This is a genomic window from Pseudomonas linyingensis, from assembly GCF_900109175.1.
Taxonomy (GTDB): domain Bacteria; phylum Pseudomonadota; class Gammaproteobacteria; order Pseudomonadales; family Pseudomonadaceae; genus Geopseudomonas; species Geopseudomonas linyingensis.
The window spans coordinates 34721-55037 of record NZ_FNZE01000018.1 but is presented as its reverse complement, the minus strand read 5'-3'; the positions used below and the strand labels follow the sequence as shown (position 1 = coordinate 55037).

Genomic DNA, 20317 nt, shown 5'->3' with positions numbered 1-20317 from the left:
CCCCATGTTCAATCTCGCTCGCATCCGCGGTGGTATCCACCCGGCCGCCCACAAGGACCGCTCGGCAGCGCTGCCGATCGGCGGCCTGCCGCTGCCGCCGCGCCTCTACCTGCCGCTGCGCCAGCACGCCGGCGCCGAGGCGCTGCCGCTGGTCAAGGTCGGCGACCGGGTCCTCAAGGGCCAGCTGATCGCCGGTTCGCCGGCGGAAATGTCGGCGCCGATCCATGCGCCCAGCTCGGGGTGGATCGTCGAGATCGGCCCGATCCTCGCTCCGCATCCCTCCGGCCTGACCGTCAACGGCATGGTCCTCGAGTGCGACGGCGAGGAGCGCTGGATCGAGCTGGACGTGCCGGCCAACCCGTTCGACGAGAGTCCGCTGGTCTTGGCCGAGCGCGTCGCCCAGGCCGGCATCGTCGGCATGGGCGGGGCGATCTTCCCGGCGGCGGTCAAGCTCAAGCAGGGCACCCGCCACGAGATCAAGACCGTGCTGGTCAACGGCAGCGAGTGCGAACCCTACCTGACCTGCGACGACCGCCTGATGCGCGAGCGCGCCGAGGCCATCGTCGACGGCGCGCGGCTGATCCAGCACATCCTGCGCGCCTACCGGGTGGTGATCGCCATCGAGGACAACAAGCCCGAGGCGCTGGCCGCCATGCGCGCGGCCAGCGAGCCGTTCGGTGCCATCGAGGTCGAGGCGGTGCCGGCGCTGTACCCGATGGGCTCGGCCAAGCAGCTGATCCAGTCGGTCACCGGCCGCGAGGTACCGGCCGAGGCGCGCAGCACCTCGGTCGGTGCGCTGGTGCACAACGTCGGCACCGTCTACGCCATCCAGCAGGCGCTGCGCCACGGCCGTCCGCTGATCTCGCGGGTGGTCAGCGTGGCCGGCAGCTGCGTGAACAACCCGCGGAACCTCGAGGTGCTGATCGGCACCCCGGCCCAGGCACTGCTCGATGCCTGCGGCGGCCTGTCTCTCGAGCCGCAGCGCCTGCTGCTCGGCGGGCCGATGATGGGGGTCGCCCTGCCGTCGCTGCAGGTGCCGGTGATCAAGGGCGCCACCGGCCTGCTGGCCCTGGCCCCGCACGAACTGCGCAACGACCAGGCCTCGCCGTGCATCCGCTGCGCCAGCTGCGTGGACGCCTGCCCGATGGGCCTGCTGCCGCTGGAAATGGCCGCCCGCGCGCGCGCCGACGACCTCGACGGTGCCAGCGACTATGGCCTGCGCGACTGCATCCTCTGCGGCTGCTGCTCCTACGTCTGCCCCTCGCACATCCCGCTGGTGCAGTACTTCCAGTACGCCATGGGCAAGCAGGACGAGCGGCGCAGCGCCGAGCGCAAGACCGAATACATCAAGCGGCTGACCGAGGCCCGCGCCGAGCGCCATGCCCAGGAGGCCGCGGCCAAGGAAGCGGTCAAGGCCGCCAAGCGCAAGCCGGCGGACAAGCCGACCAGCGAGGTGCAGTCATGAGCAGCATCGGCATCGCCTCCGGGCCTTTCGCCCACGACCGTTCCTCGGTCAACCGCATCATGCTCCACGTCTGCCTGGCGCTGGCACCGGCCACCCTGTTCGGTCTCTACCTGTTCGGCTGGCCGGCGATCAACCTGTGGCTGCTGACCTGCGCCAGCGCGTTGGCCACCGAGGCCGCCTGCCTGCGCTGGCTCGGCCAGCCGCTGGCGCGCCTGCAGGACGGTTCGGCGCTGCTCACCGGCTGGCTGCTGGCCCTGTCGCTGCCGCCGTGGGCGCCCTGGTGGATCGCCGTCGGCGGCAGCGTGTTCGCCATCGGCATCGGCAAGCAGCTGTACGGTGGTATCGGCCAGAACCCGTTCAACCCGGCGATGCTGGCGCGGGTCGCCCTGCTGATTGCCTTCCCGCTGCAGATGACCACCTGGGCGCTGCCGCAGCCGCTGGGTTCGGCCGGCGCGCCGGGCTTCGTCGAGGGTCTGGCGATCACCTTCGCCGGCGCTCCGCTGGCCGACGGCATGAGCGGCGCCACCGCGCTGGGCCACCTGAAGACCGAGCTGACCCTGGGCCACAGCGCCGAGGCGATCCTCGCCGGCGACTTCAGCCTGCTGGCAGCCCTGCTCGGCAACAGCGCCGGCAGCCTGGGCGAAACCTCCGAGCTGCTGCTCCTGCTCGGCGGCGCCTGGCTGCTGGCGCGGCGCATCATCCACTGGGAAATCCCCCTGAGCATGCTGCTCGCCGTGCTGCTGCTGGCGGCCATCGCCCACCAGATCAATCCCGGGCGCTATCCCGGCGGGCTCTACCACCTGGCCAGCGGCGGCCTGCTGCTCGGTGCGCTGTTCATCGCCACCGATCCGGTCACCTCGCCGGTCAGCCGCAGCGGCCGGCTGATCTTCGGCGCCGGCTGCGGCGTGCTGGTCTACGTGATCCGCACCTGGGGCAGCTTCCCCGAGGCGGTGGCCTTCGCCGTGCTGTTCATGAATGCGCTGACCCCGCTGATTGATCGCTACTGGCGGCCGCGCGCCTACGGCCGCAACGCACGCGGCAAGCCGCTGCCCGTCGGGCGGCAAACCAATCCGCTCAATCAGGAGGGCAAGCCATGAGCGAGAGCACGCTGACCCCCGCGCAGGCGGCCGTCGCGCCGCCTTCGCGGCTGCAACGCTGGCGGTCGCGGGTCGAGTACCAGGGGTTGTCGCTGGCGGCGGTCTGCGCGCTGGTGGCGCTGGCGCTGCTGCTCGGCAACCAGCTGACCCATGAGCAGATCGCCGTCCAGCAGGAGGCCGACCGCCTCGCCGTGCTGCGCCAGGTGCTGCCGCAGCGGCTGTACGACAACAACCCGCTGGCCGATGCGTTCAGCCTGCAGGACGCCGAGCTGGGCGCGGTCGAGGTGTATCCGGCGCGCAAGGACGGCCGCCTGGTGGCGGTGGCCTTCCAGGTCGGCAACATCGGCTACGGCGGCACCATCCTCCACCTGGTCGCGCTGAGCAGCGAGGGGCAGATCCTCGGCGTGCGGGTGCTCAGCCACAAGGAAACCCCCGGGCTGGCCGACAAGATCGAAGTCTCGCGCAGCGACTGGATCAAGGCGTTCGACGGCCTGTCGCTGGCCAACACCCCGCTGGCGCAGTGGAAGGTGAAGAAGGACGGCGGCCAGTTCGACCAGTTCGCCGGCGCCACCATCACCCCGCGCGCGGTGGTCAAGAGCGTGCTGCAGGCCCTGCAGTTCCAGGTCCGCCAGGCCGCGCGGCTGACCGCTCCGGAAGAGGAGGCACAACCATGAGCGAAGCGAAACGACCGTGGCACTACTTCACCTCGGCGCTGTGGGACTACAACGTCGCCCTGGTGCAGATGCTCGCCCTGTGCCCGGCGCTGGCGGTCACCACCACCGCCACCAACGGCCTGGGCATGGGCTTGGCCACCACCCTGGTGCTGATCCTGACCAACGCGATCATCTCGGCGCTGCGCCATACCATTTCGCCCGAGGTGCGCAACCCGGTGATGATCGGTCTGATCGCCGGTGTGGTGACCCTGATCGATATGGCGATGAACGCCTGGATGCACGAGCTGTACAAGGTACTCGGTCTGTTCATCGCCCTGATCGTCACCAACTGCGCGGTGCTCGGCCGCGCCGAATCCTTCAGCCTGAAGAACCCGGTGATTCCCTCGATCCTCGACGGCGCCGGCATGGGTATCGGCTTCACCTGGGTGCTGGTGTTGATCGGCGGCATCCGCGAGATCCTCGGCAGCGGCACCCTGTTTGCCCAGGCCTCGTCGCTGCTGGGGCCGCACTTCCAGTGGTTGGAGATCACCGTGCTGCCCGGCTTCCAGGGCATCCTGCTGGCCGTCCTGCCGCCGGGAGCGTTCATCGTCCTGGGCTTCCTGCTCGCCGGCAAGCGCGTGCTTGACCGCAAGCGCGCCGAGCGGCGGATCAAGAGTCACGGCGAACTGGTGGTACTGCAATGAGTCCGGCACAGGAGTGAAACCATGAAAGTCGCTGTGGTGTATGCCGCCGCCCAGCCGTTACTGCTGAGCTGCCAGGTCGCCGACGGCAGTAGCGTGGCCCAGGCCATCGAGCAGTCCGGGCTGCTGCGCTTCTGCCCGGAGATCGACCTGAAAAAACAGAAGGTCGGCGTGTTCGGCAAGTTGGTGAAGCTCGACAGTCCGTTGAAGGAAGGCGACCGCGTGGAGATCTACCAGCGCATCACGCGGGTGCTCGACGATGACGACGATGACGATTGATTAGCTCGCCGAGGAGGCCGCTGATGCAAACCCCCATGAACATGAGTCGCGACACCGCGCTGCGCATCGCCCTGGCCGCCCGGGTACTGCCCGGCATCGGCGTCGGCAGGCTGCTGGAGATGCTTCATCAGAGCATCGAAGGCCCGCTGACCGAGGAGAGCCTGCAGACGGTGACCGTCACCAACCTCAAGACCGGCTTCGCCAGTGCCGACGGCGAGGAGGATGGCGAGGACATCAGCGTCGGCCTGCCGGCGATCAAGGACGCAGTGCGCATCCTCTGGGGCGAGACCGTGGACAGCGACCTGCCGCAGCCGGTGGTCCTCGACACGCTGCCGGAGCGCTCGATCCGCGTGGCCATCGCCTCCAACAGCGGCGAGAACCTGGACGGCCACTTCGGCTCCTGCCTGCGCTTTCTGATCTACCAGGTGAGCGCCGAGGAAAAGGCGCTGGTCGATGTCCGTTCGGCCCTGGAGGCCGACTTCTCGGATGACCGCAACGGCTTTCGCGTCGACCTGATCCGCGACTGCCAGGTGCTCTACGTGGTGTCGGTCGGCGGACCGGCGGCGGCCAAGGTGGTGCGTGCCGACATCTACCCGATGAAGCGGATCGAGGGCGGCATGGCGGCGGACATCCTCGCCGAACTGCAGGCGGTGATGGCCGGCTCGCCGCCGCCGTGGCTGGCCAAGCTGCTCGGTGTCGCCGCCGAGCAGCGCGTGCGCTTTTCCCGTTCGGATGAGGTGCTTTGAACATGAGTGATATTCGTCGACTGATCGCCGTGGCCATCGACCGCCAGGGCCAGGTGGCCGGCCACGCCGGGCGGGCCCATCGCTGGCGGGTGTTCGACGTCTGGCCGGGCGAGGCACCGGACGGCGCCTACACCCTCGAATTGGACGAGCACGCCTGCCTGCACGAGTGGCATGTCTGCGAGCAGCCCGAGCGCCACCCGCTGCATGCGGTGGACGTGGCGATTGCCGGCAGTGCCGGCGACGGCGTGATCCGTCGTCTCGGCGAGCGCGGCGTGAGCCTGCTCACCACCGGCGAAAGCGATCCCGAACGCGCGGTCAAGGCCTTCCTCGCCGACGCCCTGCCGCCCGGCCAGCCCCACGACGAGCATGCGTGCGGCGGGGAAGGGTACCACCAGGCATAAGCCAAGGCCGAGGAGGCAGCGATGAACAGTCCCGCGAACCTGAGCCGCGAAGCCGCCCTGCGTATCGCGCTGGCCACCCGCGCGCCAGTTGCTGACGATCCGCTGCCCCATGCTCGACCCCATGACCATGACGACCGCCGCGGTCGTCCAGGAGCCCGCTGATGAATAGTCCTGCAAGCATGAATCCCGTAAGCATGAGCCGCGAAACCGCGCTGCGCATCGCCCTGGCTGCCCGGGCCCTGCCCGGCACCAGCGTCGGCCAACTGCTGGAAATCCTCAACCAGCAGGTCAACGGCCCGCTGACCGAACAGAGCCTGCAGGGGGTGACCGTCACCGACCTGAAGATCGGCCTGGCCGGCTCCGAGGAGGACGTCGACCTGCTCGATACGCCGATGGCGGCCCTCAAGGAGGCGGTGCGCATCCTCTGGGGCGAGACCGTCGCCGACGACCTGCCGCAGCCGGCGGCCTTGAGCGAGGTGCCGGCCGGCTCGATCCGCGTGGCCATTGCCTCCAACAACGGTGCGCAGCTCGATGGCCACTTCGGCACCTGTCTGCGTTTTCTGATCTATCAGGTCGGCGCCGGCGAGCAGACGCTGATCGACATTCGCTCGACCCTGGAAGCCGATCTGGCCGAGGACAAGAACGCCTGGCGCGTCGAGCAGATCGCCGACTGCCAGGTGCTGTATGTCGTCTCCATCGGCGGCCCTGCCGCGGCCAAGGTGGTCAAGGCCGGCATCCACCCGCTGAAGAAACCCCAGGGCGACCAGGCCGAGGTGGTGCTGGCCGAACTGCAGCGCGTGATGGCCGGCTCGCCGCCACCGTGGCTGGCCAAGCTGCTCGGGCAGAGCGCCGAGCAGCGGGTGCGCTTTGCCCTGTCGGACGAGGTGGCTTGAAGCGCAGCGAACACCGTCTGCTGGCCGCCAGCGCCTTGCCTGCCTGTCAGTCGCACGACTAGCCTGCCTACGGCGGGGAATGGCACCTGGCGAAATAGCATCGAAAGGCTATGCACTGTTTCCCCGGTCACCCGCCCCGGCGCAGACGCCAAATCTGCGTCGGGTTTCTCAATTGGCAGATGGCTCATATCCGCATGCGCGCTTGCGGTGGACAAGCACGGGTATCGCCGTTAACGTCCTGTCATCCGCTTGCTGTCTCTGGTGTATAACTCCCCAGAGGCACCACCCTACCGCTGAAAGCCGCGGTCTAGACAGGGATGAACGGAAGGACAAGGAATGTTATCCACAAGCCCCGTCCGGGGAGTCATACACCACTTGGTGTCTATTTATAGTTAGGATATCCAGCATGCCTCTATTAATCCCGCCCCCTGGGCACAGAATAGGCTCTGCTGCATTCCTAGCTCTGGTTTTTCTACTAATTGCCTTGATTCAATTTTTATTAATCATAAATGGCAATACACTAGGTATTGCCGCCTTCATTTCCAATACATTTACATCACCGTATGCAATGGTCAACCTCTTTTCCAACATGAAGCCCGTGCACGGCCAACCAACTTTAGGTCTAGCATTAATATTTGCACACTACCCAATTATCGGTTTCGCATGGGGCTTCATATCTCCAATGCATGCAAACACCACTACACAGGTCACTCTATTTGCCCTGAAAAGACTTGCTATTATCCTTCTAGCTCTCACCACGCCTGGACTGGTGCTCAGCCTTGCATTTGTGTAGTCCTAACAAGGCGTATATGGACTCTCCCCACAAGTGGTGAGTAACCCTGTTCCAACCCTGTCGTCAGTGCGGTTGCATTCGTATATCCGGCCTTCGCTGGGCGTTGCCGCCCGGGCCATTCTGTAGTTCGCGCAGCGGGGGCAAGCGCTCAATCGATCACGGGGGGTCAGCATTGTTATCGGCCTTGCTCCGTATTCAAATCGTTTGCTTCGCTCGCTGGACTCGCAAAAGTTATGCTTTTGCTCGCCTGTTGACTTAATTGTTATGCATCTTGAGGATTTTATGTCACGCGCCTTAAAGATCATGAAGTGGGCTGTCATTTTCACTGCAGCAGTGTTATTGCTGCTTGTTCTATTTTGGAAACCCATTCTCCGCTTTGCCTTTCACGATCTACCATTCATGGGAGAGAGCTTTGACAGCGCAGTCTGGTCTTCCGCGCTGAGCTGCAAGAGTGATCATGATTGCTTCGACAAAGAGATGGCATGTCTTCGTGGCCCGATGTGCCGGGATTTGGAGAGAAATCATTTGACTGTTGGAGCACCCAAGGCAACGGTTACCCGCCTAATCGGTGAGCCTATGCGGACAGCCAAAAACAACTGCTTCGATTACGAGCTTGGCTACTGTTCAGGTTTGAAGATCGATACCGACTACTTGCGCGTCTGTTTTGATAGCAGCGAGAAGGTTACGAATGTCTATCACTGGCAAAGCTAGGCCGCATAGCATGGCGGTCGGCCGCTGGTGGTTGAGCACGACCCCGGTACTGGCCTTGCCGGTGCGGTTCATCGAGAATTTGGGTCTGCCGGCCATTGCGGCGCGGTAGGAATATATCCATCGAACCGCCGTGTACGTGTCCCGTATGCACGGTGGCAGAAAAACGGGACGGATTTATTTGCTGGAGTCAGTAAAAAATGGATCAGATTCTGGCTCTGGTTGGGCGTCTTCTCGTCGACGTCATCGGCGACTTCTTCCTCGGCACTTTCTTCTACTGGGTCGGCTGGCCGTGGGTGAAGCTGTTCACCCTGGGTAGATATCCCCGCCATGGCTGGCGCAGTGGCCACAGTGAGGAGCGCTGGGTGCAGTGCGTCGGCCTCGCCGTGTTGGCGCTGGTGCTGATGGCCGCCCTCGGCCAGTTCGGCTTCTGAGCGTCGCTCCGCGTGATCTCGCCAGCCGCAACGCGAAGATGCCTGCGGCGGATAGGGCCGTCGGCAGCTGACTGCGTGGGGCGTCACCTCGAGCGCCTCGCGGCGCCGCCGGCGGCCAGGCCGACCGCCAGCAACGCGGCCAGCGGCGCCAGCGCAAAGTCGGGTGCCTCCATCGCCCACAGGGTCGTGCCGCTGACCAGGCACCAGGCCACGGGAAGCGGCCACAGACCCCACGCCGGCCGCCCGCCGGCCAGCAGCAGGACGCCGAGGGTCGCCAGCGCGGTCGGGTCGGGCGCCATGCCGAACACCTCGGCCTGCGTCCAGCTTCTGCCCAGCAGCGGGCCCAGCAAGGGGAAACCCAGCAGGGCAAACAGCACCAGGATCAGACCGGCGCGCTGCTGCAGCCGCGTGGCCGGTGCCGGGGCGAGCCGGCCGCGCAGCACGCCCAGCCAGAGCAGCAGCAGCGCCTGGGCGACGAAGGCCAGCGCGAAATAGCCGGCGGCCAGGTTGATGCTGGCGTAGCGCTGCCAGTGGAACCCCCAGGCGACCCACAGCCAGCAGAGCAGCAGGATCGCGGCGATGGCGCGCCCCGCCCGCGCGCCGCCGCGGCGCCACAACACCAGCACCGTCGTGCCGAGCGCGAGGGCGAGCAGCTGCAATGGCCAGAGTTCGAGGTTGTAGAGTTCGAACAGCCGGTAATAGGTGCGCGGCGCAAACAGCAGCAGATCGCGCGGGCCGTAGAGCCACCACTCCGCCATCAGAGTCGGGCCGCCAATGCGGCCATGCGGCTGCGCATGGCCTGATCCGGCAGTGCTCCGGTGGCCGTGCCCAGATTCTCCAGCACGTGGTCGACGCGGGAGGTGGCCGAAATCGCGCAGGTGACGTCCGGATGGGAAATGACGAACTTGAGGGCGAACTGGGCCCAGCTGGTGCAGTCGATTTCGCCCGCCCATGCTGGCAGCGGCTGGCGGCCGAGCTTGCTCAGCAGCGCGCCGCGCTGGAACGGCCGGTTGACGATGACGGCGATGCCGCGTTCGCGGGCGAGCGGCAGCAGGCGCTGTTCCACTTCACGGTCGACGAGGTTGTAGGTCAGCTGGACGAAATCCAGCGGCTGGCTGGCCATGATCCGCGCCATCTCGTCATGGCGATGACCGTGCGAGGTGGTGATGCCCACGTAGCGCAGCTGACCGGCCGCCTTCATCGCGAACAGCGTCGGCAGGTGCGCCGGCCAGGCAAGCAGGTTGTGCACCTGCAACAGGTCGAAGCGCGGGATGCCCCAGCGTTGGCGCGAGGTTTCCATCTGCCTACGGCCGGCCGCGCCGTCGGCAATCCACACCTTGTCGGCAGAGAACAGCCGCGCGGGATGTCCCAGCTTGGCGAGGCCATAGCCGATCACTTCCTGCGCCGAGCCGTACATGGGCGAGCTGTCGATCAGCTGTCCGCCGGCGCGGAAGAAGTTGGCCATCACCTCGGCACAGGCGTCGCGGGCAGCGCGGTCGTCGCCGACGTTGAAGGTGATCCAGCTGCCCAGGCCGACCAGCGGCAGGCGCTCACCGCTGGAGGGGATGGGCCGGGTGGCCGGTCCGTCCTCCCGTGCCGGCGCCAGGCGCGGGCCCAGCAGGGCCAGAGCGGCGAGCGCGCCGAGCAGCCGGCGGCGGGTGATCTGCAGAGGAGGTCCCATATCCAGTCCCTCGCCCAGTTTGAAGTTGCCGTGCAGTCAGCATACCTCCGGCTGCGGAGCCGGGGAGCCGCTGCCGGCCGAGCGGCCCGCGAAGAACCTTATTTCTCGCTGCCACGCAACTCCACAACCCGCTGGCGCAACGCCTGCGGCTCGGCCTGTTCCGCCGCCAGCGGCTCGCCGACATTCAGCGTGACGCGCCGCAGCGGGTGCAGCTGGCGCAGGCGCTGCAGCAGCGTGGTGGCCTGGCGCGAGAACGGGCTGTCCCACAGCCCGGACAGCGCCATGGGCAGCACCTCGACCGGGTTGCACTCGAGGATGCGCTGGGTGCCGGGGCGGAACGGACCGATCTCGCCGTCGTCGGTCAGGTGCCCCTCGGGGAAGATCGCCACCAGCTCGCCGGCCTCCAGCGCACTCGCCACGTCGGCATAGGCCCTGTCCAGCAGCGCGGCGTCCTCCTTCGCCGGGGCGATGGGGATGGCGCGGGCGTGGCGGAACACGAAGGACAGCAGCGGCCAGTGGAAGATGCGGTGGTCCATCACGAAGCGGATCGGCCGCCGGCAGGCGGCGGCGATCACCAGGGCGTCGACATAGCTGACGTGGTTGCACACCAGCAGGGCCGGGCCGCTGAAGGGGATGCGTTCGACGCCCTGCTTGTCCAGCCGGTAGACCGAGTGGATCAGCAGCCAGTCGAGGAAGCGCAGCAGGAACTCCGGCACCAGCCGGTAGATGTACACGGCGACCAGCGCGTTGGCCAGCGCCGCGCAGGCGAACAGTTCGGGGATCGACAGGCCGGCGGCGAGCAGCCCGGCCGCGGCGCCGGCGCCGACCACCATGAACAGCGCGTTGAGGATGTTGTTGGCGGCGACGATCCGTGCGCGGTGCTCGGCGGCCGAGCGCAACTGCATCAGCGCGTACAGCGGCACGATGAAGAAGCCGCCAAAGAGACCCAGCCCGAACAGGTCGAACAGCACGCGCAGGGTACCCGGCGCCTGCAGCAGTTCGGCGAAAGCCAGCGGCGCCGGCGGCGGCATGTCCGGCGAGGCGAAGGCCAGGTCGAGGCCGAACACGGTCAGGCCGATGGAGCCGAGCGGCACCAGGCCGATCTCCACCAGCCTGCCGGACAGCCGCTCGCAGAGCATCGAGCCGGCGCCGATGCCGAGGGTGAAGATGCCGAGCAACAGGGTCACCCCGCTCTCGGTGCCGCCCAGCACGTCCTTGGCGTAGGCGGGGAACTGGGCGAGCAGCAGCGCGCCGTACAGCCAGAACCAGGAGATGCCGAGGATCGCCAGGAACACCGTATGGCTCTCGCGGGCGAAGCCGATGTTGCGCCAGGTCTCGCTCAGCGGGTTGGGGTTGATCTTGAGCTGCGGTTCAGGCGCCGGGGCGGGGGGAATGCCCAGGCTGCTCCAGTAACCGAGCACGGCGACCAGCAGGCAGCCGGCGGTGATCCACAGCATGCTGTCCGCGGCGCCGGCGAGCAGGCCACCGGCCAGGGTGCCGACCAGGATGGCGACGAAGGTGCCGGCCTCGATCAGCGCGTTGCCGCCGACCAGCTCGTCCTCGTGGAGGTGCTGCGGCAGGATGGCGTACTTCACCGGGCCGAACAGGGTCGACTGCAGGCCGAGCAGGAAAAGCGCGGCGAGCAGCAGTTCGAGGCTGTGTGCCCAGAAGCCGGCACCGGCGACCAGCACGATGACAATCTCCAGCAGCTTGGTCCAGCGCGCCAGCACGGCCTTGTCGTACTTGTCGGCGAGTTGGCCGGCGGTGGCCGAGAACAGAAAGAACGGCAGGATGAACAGGCCCGCCGCCAGGTTGGCCAGCATGCCGACGCCGAGCGTAGTCCACTGCGTGGCCTGGAAGGTCAGCAGCACCACCAGCGCGTTCTTGAACAGGTTGTCGTTGAACGCGCCGAGGAACTGGGTGGCGAACAGCGGGCCGAAGCGGCGCGCCTTGAGCAGGTCGAGGGGCGAACTCATGTCGGGCTGTCCTGGCTGGCGTCCGCGGCGAGGGCGGGGCGCTCGGCGCCGGCCTCGGCCAGGCGCTTGAGGGCGACGTAGTCGGTCTTGCCGGAGCCGAGCAGGGGTATCTCGGCGATGTGGCGGATGTCGCGCGGCACCGCCAGTTCCGGGGCGCCGAGGCTGCGCGCCGCGGCGAGCAGCTGCTCGCGACTCAGCGCCGGTGCGCTGGTGAACAGCACCAGCGCCTCGCCCTTGGCGGCATCGCTGCGTGTCGAGGCGGCATGCAGGCTGCCCGGCGCGGCGCTGGCGGCGATCTGCTCGACCACTTCCAGCGAGATCATCTCGCCGGCCAGCTTGGCGAAGCGCTTGAGGCGGCCGCGGATGTGCAGGAAGCCGTCGGCGTCGAACTCGACGATGTCGCCGGTGGCGTACCAGCCGGGGCTGCTGGCCGGCGGCGGCTGGATGATGCCGGGCTGGTCGAACAACAGGTAGCCCTTCATCAGGTTCGGTCCCTGCACGTGCAGCGCGCCGCCGTGGTCGATGCCGGGCACCGCTTCGAGCTGGTAGCGCATGCCGGGCAGCAGCTGGCCGACGCTGCCGCGCCGGCAGGCCATCGGCACGTTGACCGCCACCACCGGCGCGCACTCGGTGACGCCGTAGCCCTCGAGGATGCGGATGCCGAACTTGTCGATCCACAGCTGGCGTACCTCGTCGTTGAGGCGCTCGGCGCCGGCGACCACGTAGCGCAGGCGGCCGAAGTCGTAGGGGTGGGCGAACTTGCCGTAGTGGGCGAGGAAGGTCGAGGTGCCGAACAGCACGGTGCAGTCACGGTCGTAGACGATCTCCGGAATGATCCGGTAGTGCAGCGGACTGGGGTAGAGGAACACCTTGCAGCCGGACACCAGCGGCAGCAGCACGCCGCAGGTCAGGCCGAAGGAGTGGAATAGCGGCAGCGCCATCATGAACTTGTCGAGCGGAGTGAAGTCGGCCACCGCGCGCACCTGGGCGACGTTGGAGAGCAGCGAATTGTGCGAATGCACCACGCCCTTGGGCTTGCCTTCCGAGCCGGAGGTGAACAGCACCAACGCGGCATCGTCGGGCTGCTGGGGCATCGCGGCGCGGCGCGGGACGATCAGGTGGGCGAGCAGCCAAAGGCGGTCGGCGATAGTCAGCTCGCTCTTGAGGTCCTCCAGATACAGCACGCGGACGCCGTCGAGCCATTCGAGCAGAGGGCCGAGGCGCGCCTTGTCGATGAAGGTGCGCGAGGCGACCAGGGTGTGGATGTTGGCGGCGGTGCAGGCGGCGCGCAGGCCCTCGCTGCCGGCGGTGTAGTTGAGCATGGCGGGGATGCGCCCGGACAACGACAGGCCGAGCACCAGGCCGAGGGTCGGCACGGCGTTGGGGGTGAGCACGCCGACCACTTCGCCCGGTGCGCTGTGGCGCGCCATCAGGCGGGCCAGGCCCAGAGCCATCTTCAGCAGCGAGCCGTAGGACTCCTCCTGCAGGCGGATGTCCTCGACCAGCTTGTAGTTGGCGCAGAAGGTGGCTTTGGCCTCGAGGAAGGCCTCGAACAGGGTGCGCTGCGGGCGGGTGGCGACCAGCATGTCGAGGAGGATGTGGCGCAGCAGCTCGCCGGCACGCCGGCGGCGCAGTTTGGCCGACGGCAGCTCGGGCATCGGGATGTAGCGGCGCGGCTGGATGGCGATGCTCACCTGCGGCAGCGCGCGACGCGGATAGATCCCGGCCAGTCGGCCGAAGTAGCTGCGCGCGGCGCCGTCGATGCGCACCGGCACGATGGTCGCGCCGGTCTTGGCGGCGACGAAGGCAGCGCCGTCGTAGACCTTCATCAGCGAGCCGGTGCGGGTGATGCGGCCCTCGGGGAAGATCATCACCGGCCGGCCACTCTCCACCAGCTTGACGATCTGTTTGATCGCCAGCGGGCTGGTCGAGTCGACCGCCAGGTGCGGCACGAAATACAGCAGGCAGCGGAACAGCGGACGGTTGGCGATCTGCGTGTGCACCACGAACACCGCGTCGACCGGCAGGAACAGGCCGAGCAGCAGGCCGTCGAGGAACGACTCGTGGTTGGCGACGATCAGCGTGCGCGGGTTGCGCAGCACCTCGGGATCGCCGGTGACGCGGACGCGCAACAGGGCCTGGAACAGGCGGCGCAGGAGGTTCTTGAGCATGATCGTTCCCTGACCTCAGTGATGGTGGGTGCTGTGCCGGGATGGTGCCACCGCGGCGGTGTCGGCGGCCAGCGGGGCGCGCGGTTTCTGCAGCGTAGTGCTACTGCGCCGTACTAGCTGGGCGACCACCACGGCGGTGGCGACGCTGGACAGCAGATGCTTGAGGGTGTGGCCGCTGAGCGGGCCGAGCAGCGCGGCGATCTGGTGGTCGAGCAGTTCGGCAAACTTGCCGACGATGTACAGCGCCAGAGCGACGGCGAAGGCCAGGCGCTCGCCACGCGGGCGGCCGTGCAGCCACTGCCACAGCGGGATCAGCACGATCGGCAGCACCTGCAGCAGCAGGTAGGGGCGCAGGTCGTCGGCGCCGGCCAGCTCGGTCCAGTACCACCAGGCGACGCTCAGCGGCGCTGCCAGCGCCAGCGCGCCGGCGAGCAGGGCGCTGCTGCGCTGCCGGCAGTCGCCCCATACCCCGGCGAGCAGACCGCCGCTGGCCAGGGCGATGGGCACGCGGTCCCAGATCAGCCGCGCATTGTCGGGATCGAGGTGATACCAGCTGGAGCCGAAGGCGGTCAGCAGCAGGCCGACGAGAAACAGGTAGTAGCCGGGCCAGCCGTGGACGAGGGCGGCCGAGCGGCGCGCCGGCACCAGGCGCCACAGACCCCACAGCGCCACCAGGGCGAAGCCGAGGTTGGACAGCACGTCGGTGAAATGCGCGATGCCGAGGACTTCGCTCTGGTCGGCGAAGGCGTGGTAGTTGGCCAGCTGGGCGACGGGGCCGTAGAGCAGGGCGGCGCCGGTCAGCAGCGCGGTGAGCACGAGGGGCAGGTGATGGCACAGGCGGTTCATGGCATTTCTCCCTGAAATGGACGGTCTCAGGATGCCTGCCGGCAAAGCAGGGTTGAACTTTTTCGGAAAAAGGCGCGTAGACTGACCGGCAAAGTATCGGAATATGCGACTTTTTCCATGGGCGAACTCGACCAGCTGGTGGCCACCCTCAAGCGCCGCCTGAAGATCCACGGCATGACCTACCGCGACCTGGCCGGCGCCCTCGGCGTTTCCGAGCCGAGCATCAAGCGCCTGTTCGCCAGCGGCAGCTTCAGTCTGGAACGGCTGGTGGAGATCAGCCACCTGCTCGGCTTCACCCTCGCCGAACTGACCCAGGAGGCGGCGCTCGGCGAAAGCCGCCTGCACACCCTCAGTGAAGACCAGGAGCAGGAGCTGATCGGCGACGAGAAGCTGCTGCTGGTGGCGGTGTGCGTGCTCAACCAGTGGACCTTGGCGGACATGCTCAGCGTATACCGACTCAGCGAGGCCGAGTGCATCCAGCGCCTGGCGCGCCTCGACCGCCTGCGCCTGATCCAGCTGCTGCCGGGCAACCGCGTACGGCTCAACGTGGCGCGCGACTTCGACTGGCTGCCCGCTGGACCGATCCGCGCGTTCTTCCGCCGTCGCGGCCTGGGCGACTTCCTCGCCAGCGACTTTGCCGGCAGCGACGAGGTGCTGGCGTTCTCCCACGGCATGCTCACCGAGTCGGCACAGGCGCGCCTGCAGGCGGAGATCCGCAAGCTGCGGCAGAAGTTCGCCGAACTGCACGAGGAGAGTCTCGCCGCCCCGCTGGGCAAGCGCCACGGCTGCGGGCTGCTGCTGGCGCTGCGTGAGTGGGAACTGGGGGCGTTTACCGCGTTGCGCCGTCCGCGTTGATTGGCGCAAAGAAAAACTCCCCCTGGAGCGGGGGAGTGGCTTATCGGCCTAGCGGGACACTGAGAGCCTATTCAGGATCTGCTGCGCGTCGGCCTGGCTGCGTTGACATCGGTTTCGGAATGCTCATTTACCACTTGTAAACTCCGCTTCCTCAACCGATTTCGCCTTGCCTGGCTCTAGCTCGCGAGATCCTGAACAGGCTCTGTAGAGCAGATGAATCAGACCGGACCGCGATGCTCGCGCTGGATCTTGCTGACGAAGGTCAGGGCGGTCTCGAAGGCGATGGTTTCCAGCTTCGGCTTGAAGGTCTTCAGGGCCTCGTACTGGGTGATCACCTTGTCTTCGGCGCTCTGGCCCTTGAAGTCTTCCTTGTCCAGGCGCAGGTCGCCCATCAGGGTGTTCCAGATGGCGCCTTCCTCGTGCGGCAGGAGGATCATCTTCACGCCGTCCAGCTCGGTGATGAGCGCCTTGGTCAGGTCCTCGACGTAGAACAGCACGCTGACCTCGGCGGCCAGATCGCCGCGATAGCGCTCGATGAACAGCGGCAGATCGGCCAGGTGCACCAGGCCACCGGCGACCATGGTCAGCTTGTCGCCGACGGCGAGCACGACGGCCTGCTTGACCACCGCGGTCGGCGGCAGGCGACGGCCGGCATCGTCGGCGATATCGCCTTCGGTCACGACCAGGTCGCCGCGGAAGGCATAGGTGTCGGTGCGGCTGGTGGCGCCGAGGACGCTCAGGTTGCACAGCAGGTTTTGGGCTTCGTAGGTTTTCAGCAGCATGGTCAGGTTCTCATGTCGGTCAAGGGATTCAGGCCGCCGGTAGGGACGTGGGCGGCGGTGTCGGGGGTGCCGAGGGCGAACAGGCTGCTCCAGTCGGCCTCGATCAGTTGCACGTGCTTGCGCGCGCAGAGCTTGCGCGCGCTGTTGCCCGGTTCGGCGATCAGCGCCCAGCCGGCAGGCTCGGCGGCGTCGTGGATCAGGTCGCTCATCACCATGCGCTCGGTGTCGCGGTTGAACGGCATGCCGAGGAACAGGTAGCGCTTGTTGCGGCGCTTGAGCTTGACCCAGGCCGGCACTGCGAAGCCGCCCATCAGCTCGGTGATGTAGTCGACGAAGTCGGCATCCGAGGCGACGTAGCCGGGCTTGGGCAGCGGCGTGCCCAGCGGCTTGAACAGCACCGGCAGCGCCGTATCCACCTCGGCCAGGCTGATCGGCCGGTACTGGCCGGCCTCGCCCTGGTAGAGGTCGAAGCGGTAGGGCGTGCCGGCCAGGCGCGCGGCGCCGACCACCAGGGTGTGGGCGCGGTCGGCATAGCAGCGCTGCAGCTGGGTGTCGCGGTTGCAGTCGATGATGTAGGGCAGCTGCAGATCGGCCAGCCACTGGTGCACGGGCGAGGGCGTCCAGTTGTCGCCGCCGTAGGTCTGGGTCAGGAAGCGCTCGATGAAGCTGCGGCCCTTCTTGTTCTCCAGATGCATGGCCGCGCGCGGGAACTCGTACATCAGCCGCGGCGACATCGGCTGGCCGCCGGTCATGGCGAGGATCAGGCTGTCGCTGTCGGCGGGGATCGGCTGGCCGCTCAGGCGGTCGACCACGCCGTCGAGGACGCCGGGGCCCAGGTAGGGAACGATGTCGCCGCTGCCGAGCTGGGCAAGGATCTCCTTTATCTGGCTGCTGTTCACTGGACTCTCCTGCTGGGAATAGGGGCGTACTGCTGCAGAGTCCAATCGCAATATCCGCGCCACTTTGCGTGATCGTCACAACTCCTTGATCTTGAAAAGATTTATTGAATGCCGGGAAGTTGGCTGGACGCCAATTGACTGGAGAGAGCGAGTTGCTTCGCGACAATTGTCGTGTTTGCCACAACTGCGCAAAGTTCACTGATAAGAGTGTTCCCGAGGTTTCGGGGAGTTTGTTGGGTTGTCGCCATTGATACGGCGGATAACGCATGTTTGTTGTGTATCAAACGTCCGCGACAATCCGTGATTTAAAAATAATCCCTTTTAAAACAGTAACTTGGGTTTCATTTTCAAGGCTGGCACAAAGGCTGCATTTATCTCGATGCGCAGGCTTGTTCGTGCCTACAGCCCACTTGATGTGGAAACGAAACCTGAGGAACTCAATTATGGCAATGCGTCAATGCGCTATCTACGGTAAGGGTGGGATTGGCAAATCCACGACCACCCAAAACCTCGTGGCAGCCCTGGCCGAGATGGGCAAGAAGGTGATGATCGTCGGTTGCGATCCGAAAGCCGACTCCACTCGCCTGATCCTGCACTCCAAGGCCCAGAACACCATCATGGAAATGGCGGCCGAGGCCGGCACCGTGGAAGACCTCGAGCTGGAAGACGTGCTCAAGGTCGGCTACGGCGGCGTCAAGTGCGTCGAGTCCGGTGGCCCGGAGCCAGGTGTTGGCTGCGCCGGCCGTGGCGTGATCACCGCGATCAACTTCCTCGAAGAGGAAGGCGCCTATGAGGACGATCTGGACTTCGTGTTCTACGACGTGCTCGGCGACGTGGTGTGCGGCGGCTTCGCCATGCCCATCCGCGAGAACAAGGCCCAGGAAATCTACATCGTCTGCTCCGGCGAGATGATGGCGATGTACGCCGCCAACAACATCTCCAAGGGCATCGTCAAGTACGCCAACTCGGGCAGCGTGCGCCTGGCCGGCCTGATCTGCAACAGCCGTCAGACCGACCGCGAGGACGAACTGATCATCGCCCTGGCCGAGAAGATGGGCACCCAGATGATCCATTTCGTGCCGCGCGACAACGTGGTACAGCGCGCCGAAATCCGCCGCATGACCGTGATCGAGTACGACCCGGCCGCCAAGCAGGCCGACGAGTACCGCGCGCTGGCCAAGAAGATCTACGAGAACAAGAACCTGGTCATCCCGACCCCGATCACCATGGACGAACTCGAAGCGCTGCTGATGGAGTTCGGCGTCATGGATGTCGAGGACGAGAGCATCGTCGGCAAGACCGCCGCCGACGAGGTCAGTGCCTGATCGCACCGTTGCAGCAGGACGGGGCAGGGCAGATGGGCCCTGCCGGATAGTCGCACTGCGCGGCGCGCAGTGCGACTGGTCCGTTACCCGCATATGAACGCAAGGCAAGAGGAGTCATACCCATGTCCGGTATGTCACGCGAAGAGGTCGAAAGCCTCATCCAGGAAGTCCTGGAAGTCTATCCCGAGAAGGCCCGCAAGGACCGCGCGAAGCACCTGTCTCCGAACGATCCGACCCTGGAACAATCGAAGAAGTGCATCACCTCCAACAAGAAGTCGCTGCCGGGTCTGATGACCATCCGCGGCTGCGCCTACGCCGGCTCCAAGGGTGTGGTCTGGGGTCCGATCAAGGACATGATCCACATCTCCCACGGCCCGGTGGGCTGCGGGCAGTATTCGCGTGCGGGCCGTCGTAACTACTACATCGGCACCACCGGCGTGAACGCCTTCGTCACCATGAACTTCACCTCCGACTTCCAGGAGAAGGACATCGTCTTCGGCGGCGACAAGAAGCTGGCCAAGCTGATCGACGAAGTCGAAACCCTGTTCCCGCTGAACAAGGGTGTCTCCATCCAGTCCGAGTGCCCGATCGGTCTGATCGGCGACGACATCGAGGCGGTCGCCAAGAAGAAGGCCGCCGAGCACGACACCACCGTGGTTCCGGTGCGTTGCGAAGGCTTCCGCGGCGTGTCGCAGTCCCTCGGCCACCACATCGCCAACGACGCGGTGCGCGACTGGGTGCTGGGCGCCCGCGACGAAGACACCTCCTTCCAGACCACCCCCTACGACGTGGCCATCATCGGTGATTACAACATCGGTGGCGACGCCTGGTCCTCGCGCATCCTGCTCGAAGAAATGGGCCTGCGCGTGGTGGCCCAGTGGTCCGGCGACGGTTCCATCGCCGAAATCGAGCTGACCCCCAAGGTCAAGCTGAACCTGGTGCACTGCTACCGCTCGATGAACTACATCTCCCGTCACATGGAAGAGAAGTACGGTATCCCATGGATGGAATACAACTTCTTCGGCCCGACCAAGACCATCGAATCGCTGCGCGCCATCGCCGCCCAGTTCGACGAGTCGATCCAGGCCAAGTGCGAGGAAGTGGTTGCCAAGTACCAGGCCGAGTGGGAAGCCGTCGTCGCCAAGTACCGTCCGCGCCTGGAAGGCAAGCGCGTCATGCTTTACATCGGCGGCCTGCGTCCGCGCCACGTGATCGGTGCCTACGAAGATCTGGGCATGGAAGTGGTCGGTACCGGTTACGAGTTCGGTCACAACGACGACTACGACCGCACCATGAAGGAAATGGGTAGCGCCACCCTGCTGTACGACGATGTCACCGGCTACGAGTTCGAAGAGTTCGTCAAGCGCGTCAAGCCCGACCTGATCGGCTCCGGCATCAAGGAAAAGTTCATCTTCCAGAAGATGGGCATCCCCTTCCGCCAGATGCACTCCTGGGACTACTCCGGCCCGTACCACGGCTTCGACGGCTTCGCCATCTTCGCCCGTGACATGGACATGACCCTGAACAATCCGTGCTGGAGCAGGCTGCAGGCTCCCTGGCAGAAGACGGAAGCCGCCGTCGAGAAAGTCGCCGTCAGCGCCTGATTGTCCGC

22 protein-coding genes are annotated in these 20317 nt (G+C 66.3%); 15 read left to right on the top strand and 7 right to left on the bottom strand.

Translation table 11 applies throughout. The features are described 5' to 3' along the window. The first annotated feature begins 4 nt into the window (after positions 1-4). The 12 genes from rsxC (at position 5) to BMZ19_RS18575 (ending at position 8170) form a co-directional block, all read left to right on the top strand. Entirely contained in the window at positions 5-1465 is a 1461-nt protein-coding gene (gene rsxC, locus BMZ19_RS18620) for an electron transport complex subunit RsxC (protein WP_090313086.1), read from the top strand. Continuing rightward, positions 1462-2562, top strand: coding sequence for an RnfABCDGE type electron transport complex subunit D (locus tag BMZ19_RS18615; RefSeq protein ID WP_090313085.1), 1101 nt, complete (start codon positions 1462-1464; stop codon positions 2560-2562). The genes rsxC and BMZ19_RS18615 overlap by 4 nt, the downstream gene beginning before the upstream one ends. Further along, positions 2559-3236, top strand: coding sequence for an electron transport complex subunit RsxG (rsxG, locus tag BMZ19_RS18610; RefSeq protein ID WP_090313084.1), 678 nt, complete (start codon positions 2559-2561; stop codon positions 3234-3236). Before BMZ19_RS18615 ends, rsxG begins: the two co-directional genes overlap by 4 nt. After that, a complete protein-coding gene (locus BMZ19_RS18605) occupies positions 3233-3919 on the top strand; it encodes an electron transport complex subunit E (RefSeq protein ID WP_090313083.1) in 687 nt (228 codons plus the stop codon). The genes rsxG and BMZ19_RS18605 overlap by 4 nt, the downstream gene beginning before the upstream one ends. Before the next feature lie 21 nt (positions 3920-3940). Beyond that, positions 3941-4195, top strand: coding sequence for an RnfH family protein (locus BMZ19_RS18600; protein WP_090313082.1), 255 nt, complete (start codon positions 3941-3943; stop codon positions 4193-4195). Positions 4196-4218: 23 nt separating this feature from the next. Next, positions 4219-4941, top strand: coding sequence for a dinitrogenase iron-molybdenum cofactor biosynthesis protein (locus BMZ19_RS18595; RefSeq protein ID WP_090313081.1), 723 nt, complete (start codon positions 4219-4221; stop codon positions 4939-4941). 2 nt (positions 4942-4943) lie between these two features. After that, positions 4944-5342: a NifB/NifX family molybdenum-iron cluster-binding protein gene (locus BMZ19_RS18590; protein ID WP_090313080.1), complete on the top strand. Its 399-nt coding sequence runs from the start codon at positions 4944-4946 to the stop codon at positions 5340-5342. Positions 5343-5363: 21 nt separating this feature from the next. Continuing rightward, positions 5364-5504, top strand: a complete 141-nt coding sequence (locus tag BMZ19_RS22480; RefSeq protein ID WP_170847809.1) for a hypothetical protein — start codon at positions 5364-5366, stop codon at positions 5502-5504. Further along, the gene (locus BMZ19_RS18585) at positions 5504-6235 is read left to right on the top strand and encodes a dinitrogenase iron-molybdenum cofactor biosynthesis protein (protein WP_090313079.1); all 732 of its coding nucleotides are present in this window, start codon (positions 5504-5506) and stop codon (positions 6233-6235) included. Before BMZ19_RS22480 ends, BMZ19_RS18585 begins: the two co-directional genes overlap by 1 nt. Before the next feature lie 406 nt (positions 6236-6641). Further along, complete coding sequence (locus BMZ19_RS22270) at positions 6642-7028, top strand: hypothetical protein (protein ID WP_139214709.1); 387 nt, start codon at positions 6642-6644, stop codon at positions 7026-7028. 282 nt (positions 7029-7310) lie between these two features. Beyond that, positions 7311-7739 carry a hypothetical protein gene (locus tag BMZ19_RS18580; protein ID WP_090313078.1) on the top strand — a complete coding sequence of 143 codons (429 nt, stop codon included), beginning with the start codon at positions 7311-7313 and terminating at the stop codon, positions 7737-7739. Between the two features lie 197 nt (positions 7740-7936). Further along, the gene (locus BMZ19_RS18575; RefSeq protein ID WP_244517274.1) at positions 7937-8170 is read left to right on the top strand and encodes a hypothetical protein; all 234 of its coding nucleotides are present in this window, start codon (positions 7937-7939) and stop codon (positions 8168-8170) included. Between the two features lie 83 nt (positions 8171-8253). Here the strand turns inward: BMZ19_RS18575 and BMZ19_RS18570 are convergent, their stop codons facing one another. The 5 genes from BMZ19_RS18570 to BMZ19_RS18550 form a co-directional block, all read right to left on the bottom strand. Then, on the bottom strand, positions 8254-8928 hold the full coding sequence (locus tag BMZ19_RS18570; RefSeq protein ID WP_090313077.1) for a DUF6064 family protein: 675 nt from the start codon (positions 8926-8928) through the stop codon (positions 8254-8256). Then, positions 8928-9851, bottom strand: coding sequence for an aldo/keto reductase (locus tag BMZ19_RS18565; RefSeq protein WP_090313076.1), 924 nt, complete (start codon positions 9849-9851; stop codon positions 8928-8930). Before BMZ19_RS18565 ends, BMZ19_RS18570 begins: the two co-directional genes overlap by 1 nt. A 98-nt stretch (positions 9852-9949) precedes the next feature. After that, complete coding sequence (locus BMZ19_RS18560) at positions 9950-11827, bottom strand: MFS transporter (protein WP_090313075.1); 1878 nt, start codon at positions 11825-11827, stop codon at positions 9950-9952. Next, positions 11824-13998, bottom strand: a complete 2175-nt coding sequence (gene aas, locus BMZ19_RS18555) for a bifunctional acyl-ACP--phospholipid O-acyltransferase/long-chain-fatty-acid--ACP ligase (RefSeq protein WP_090313074.1) — start codon at positions 13996-13998, stop codon at positions 11824-11826. The genes BMZ19_RS18560 and aas overlap by 4 nt, the downstream gene beginning before the upstream one ends. Before the next feature lie 15 nt (positions 13999-14013). Then, positions 14014-14844, bottom strand: a complete 831-nt coding sequence (locus BMZ19_RS18550) for a hypothetical protein (RefSeq protein WP_090313073.1) — start codon at positions 14842-14844, stop codon at positions 14014-14016. Between the two features lie 117 nt (positions 14845-14961). On the opposite strand from BMZ19_RS18550, the gene BMZ19_RS18545 reads away from it, so the two are divergent. After that, entirely contained in the window at positions 14962-15699 is a 738-nt protein-coding gene (locus tag BMZ19_RS18545; RefSeq protein WP_090313072.1) for a helix-turn-helix domain-containing protein, read from the top strand. Positions 15700-15917: 218 nt separating this feature from the next. On the opposite strand, the gene BMZ19_RS18540 is transcribed toward BMZ19_RS18545, so the two are convergent. Further along, positions 15918-16481: a hypothetical protein gene (locus BMZ19_RS18540; RefSeq protein ID WP_090313071.1), complete on the bottom strand. Its 564-nt coding sequence runs from the start codon at positions 16479-16481 to the stop codon at positions 15918-15920. A gap of 2 nt (positions 16482-16483) precedes the next feature. Beyond that, positions 16484-17380 carry an SIR2 family protein gene (locus tag BMZ19_RS18535; protein ID WP_090313070.1) on the bottom strand — a complete coding sequence of 299 codons (897 nt, stop codon included), beginning with the start codon at positions 17378-17380 and terminating at the stop codon, positions 16484-16486. 443 nt (positions 17381-17823) lie between these two features. On the opposite strand from BMZ19_RS18535, the gene nifH reads away from it, so the two are divergent. Further along, the gene (gene nifH / locus BMZ19_RS18530) at positions 17824-18705 is read left to right on the top strand and encodes a nitrogenase iron protein (protein ID WP_090313069.1); all 882 of its coding nucleotides are present in this window, start codon (positions 17824-17826) and stop codon (positions 18703-18705) included. Positions 18706-18827: 122 nt separating this feature from the next. After that, positions 18828-20309: a nitrogenase molybdenum-iron protein alpha chain gene (gene nifD, locus BMZ19_RS18525; protein ID WP_090313068.1), complete on the top strand. Its 1482-nt coding sequence runs from the start codon at positions 18828-18830 to the stop codon at positions 20307-20309. Positions 20310-20317 lie beyond the last annotated feature (8 nt).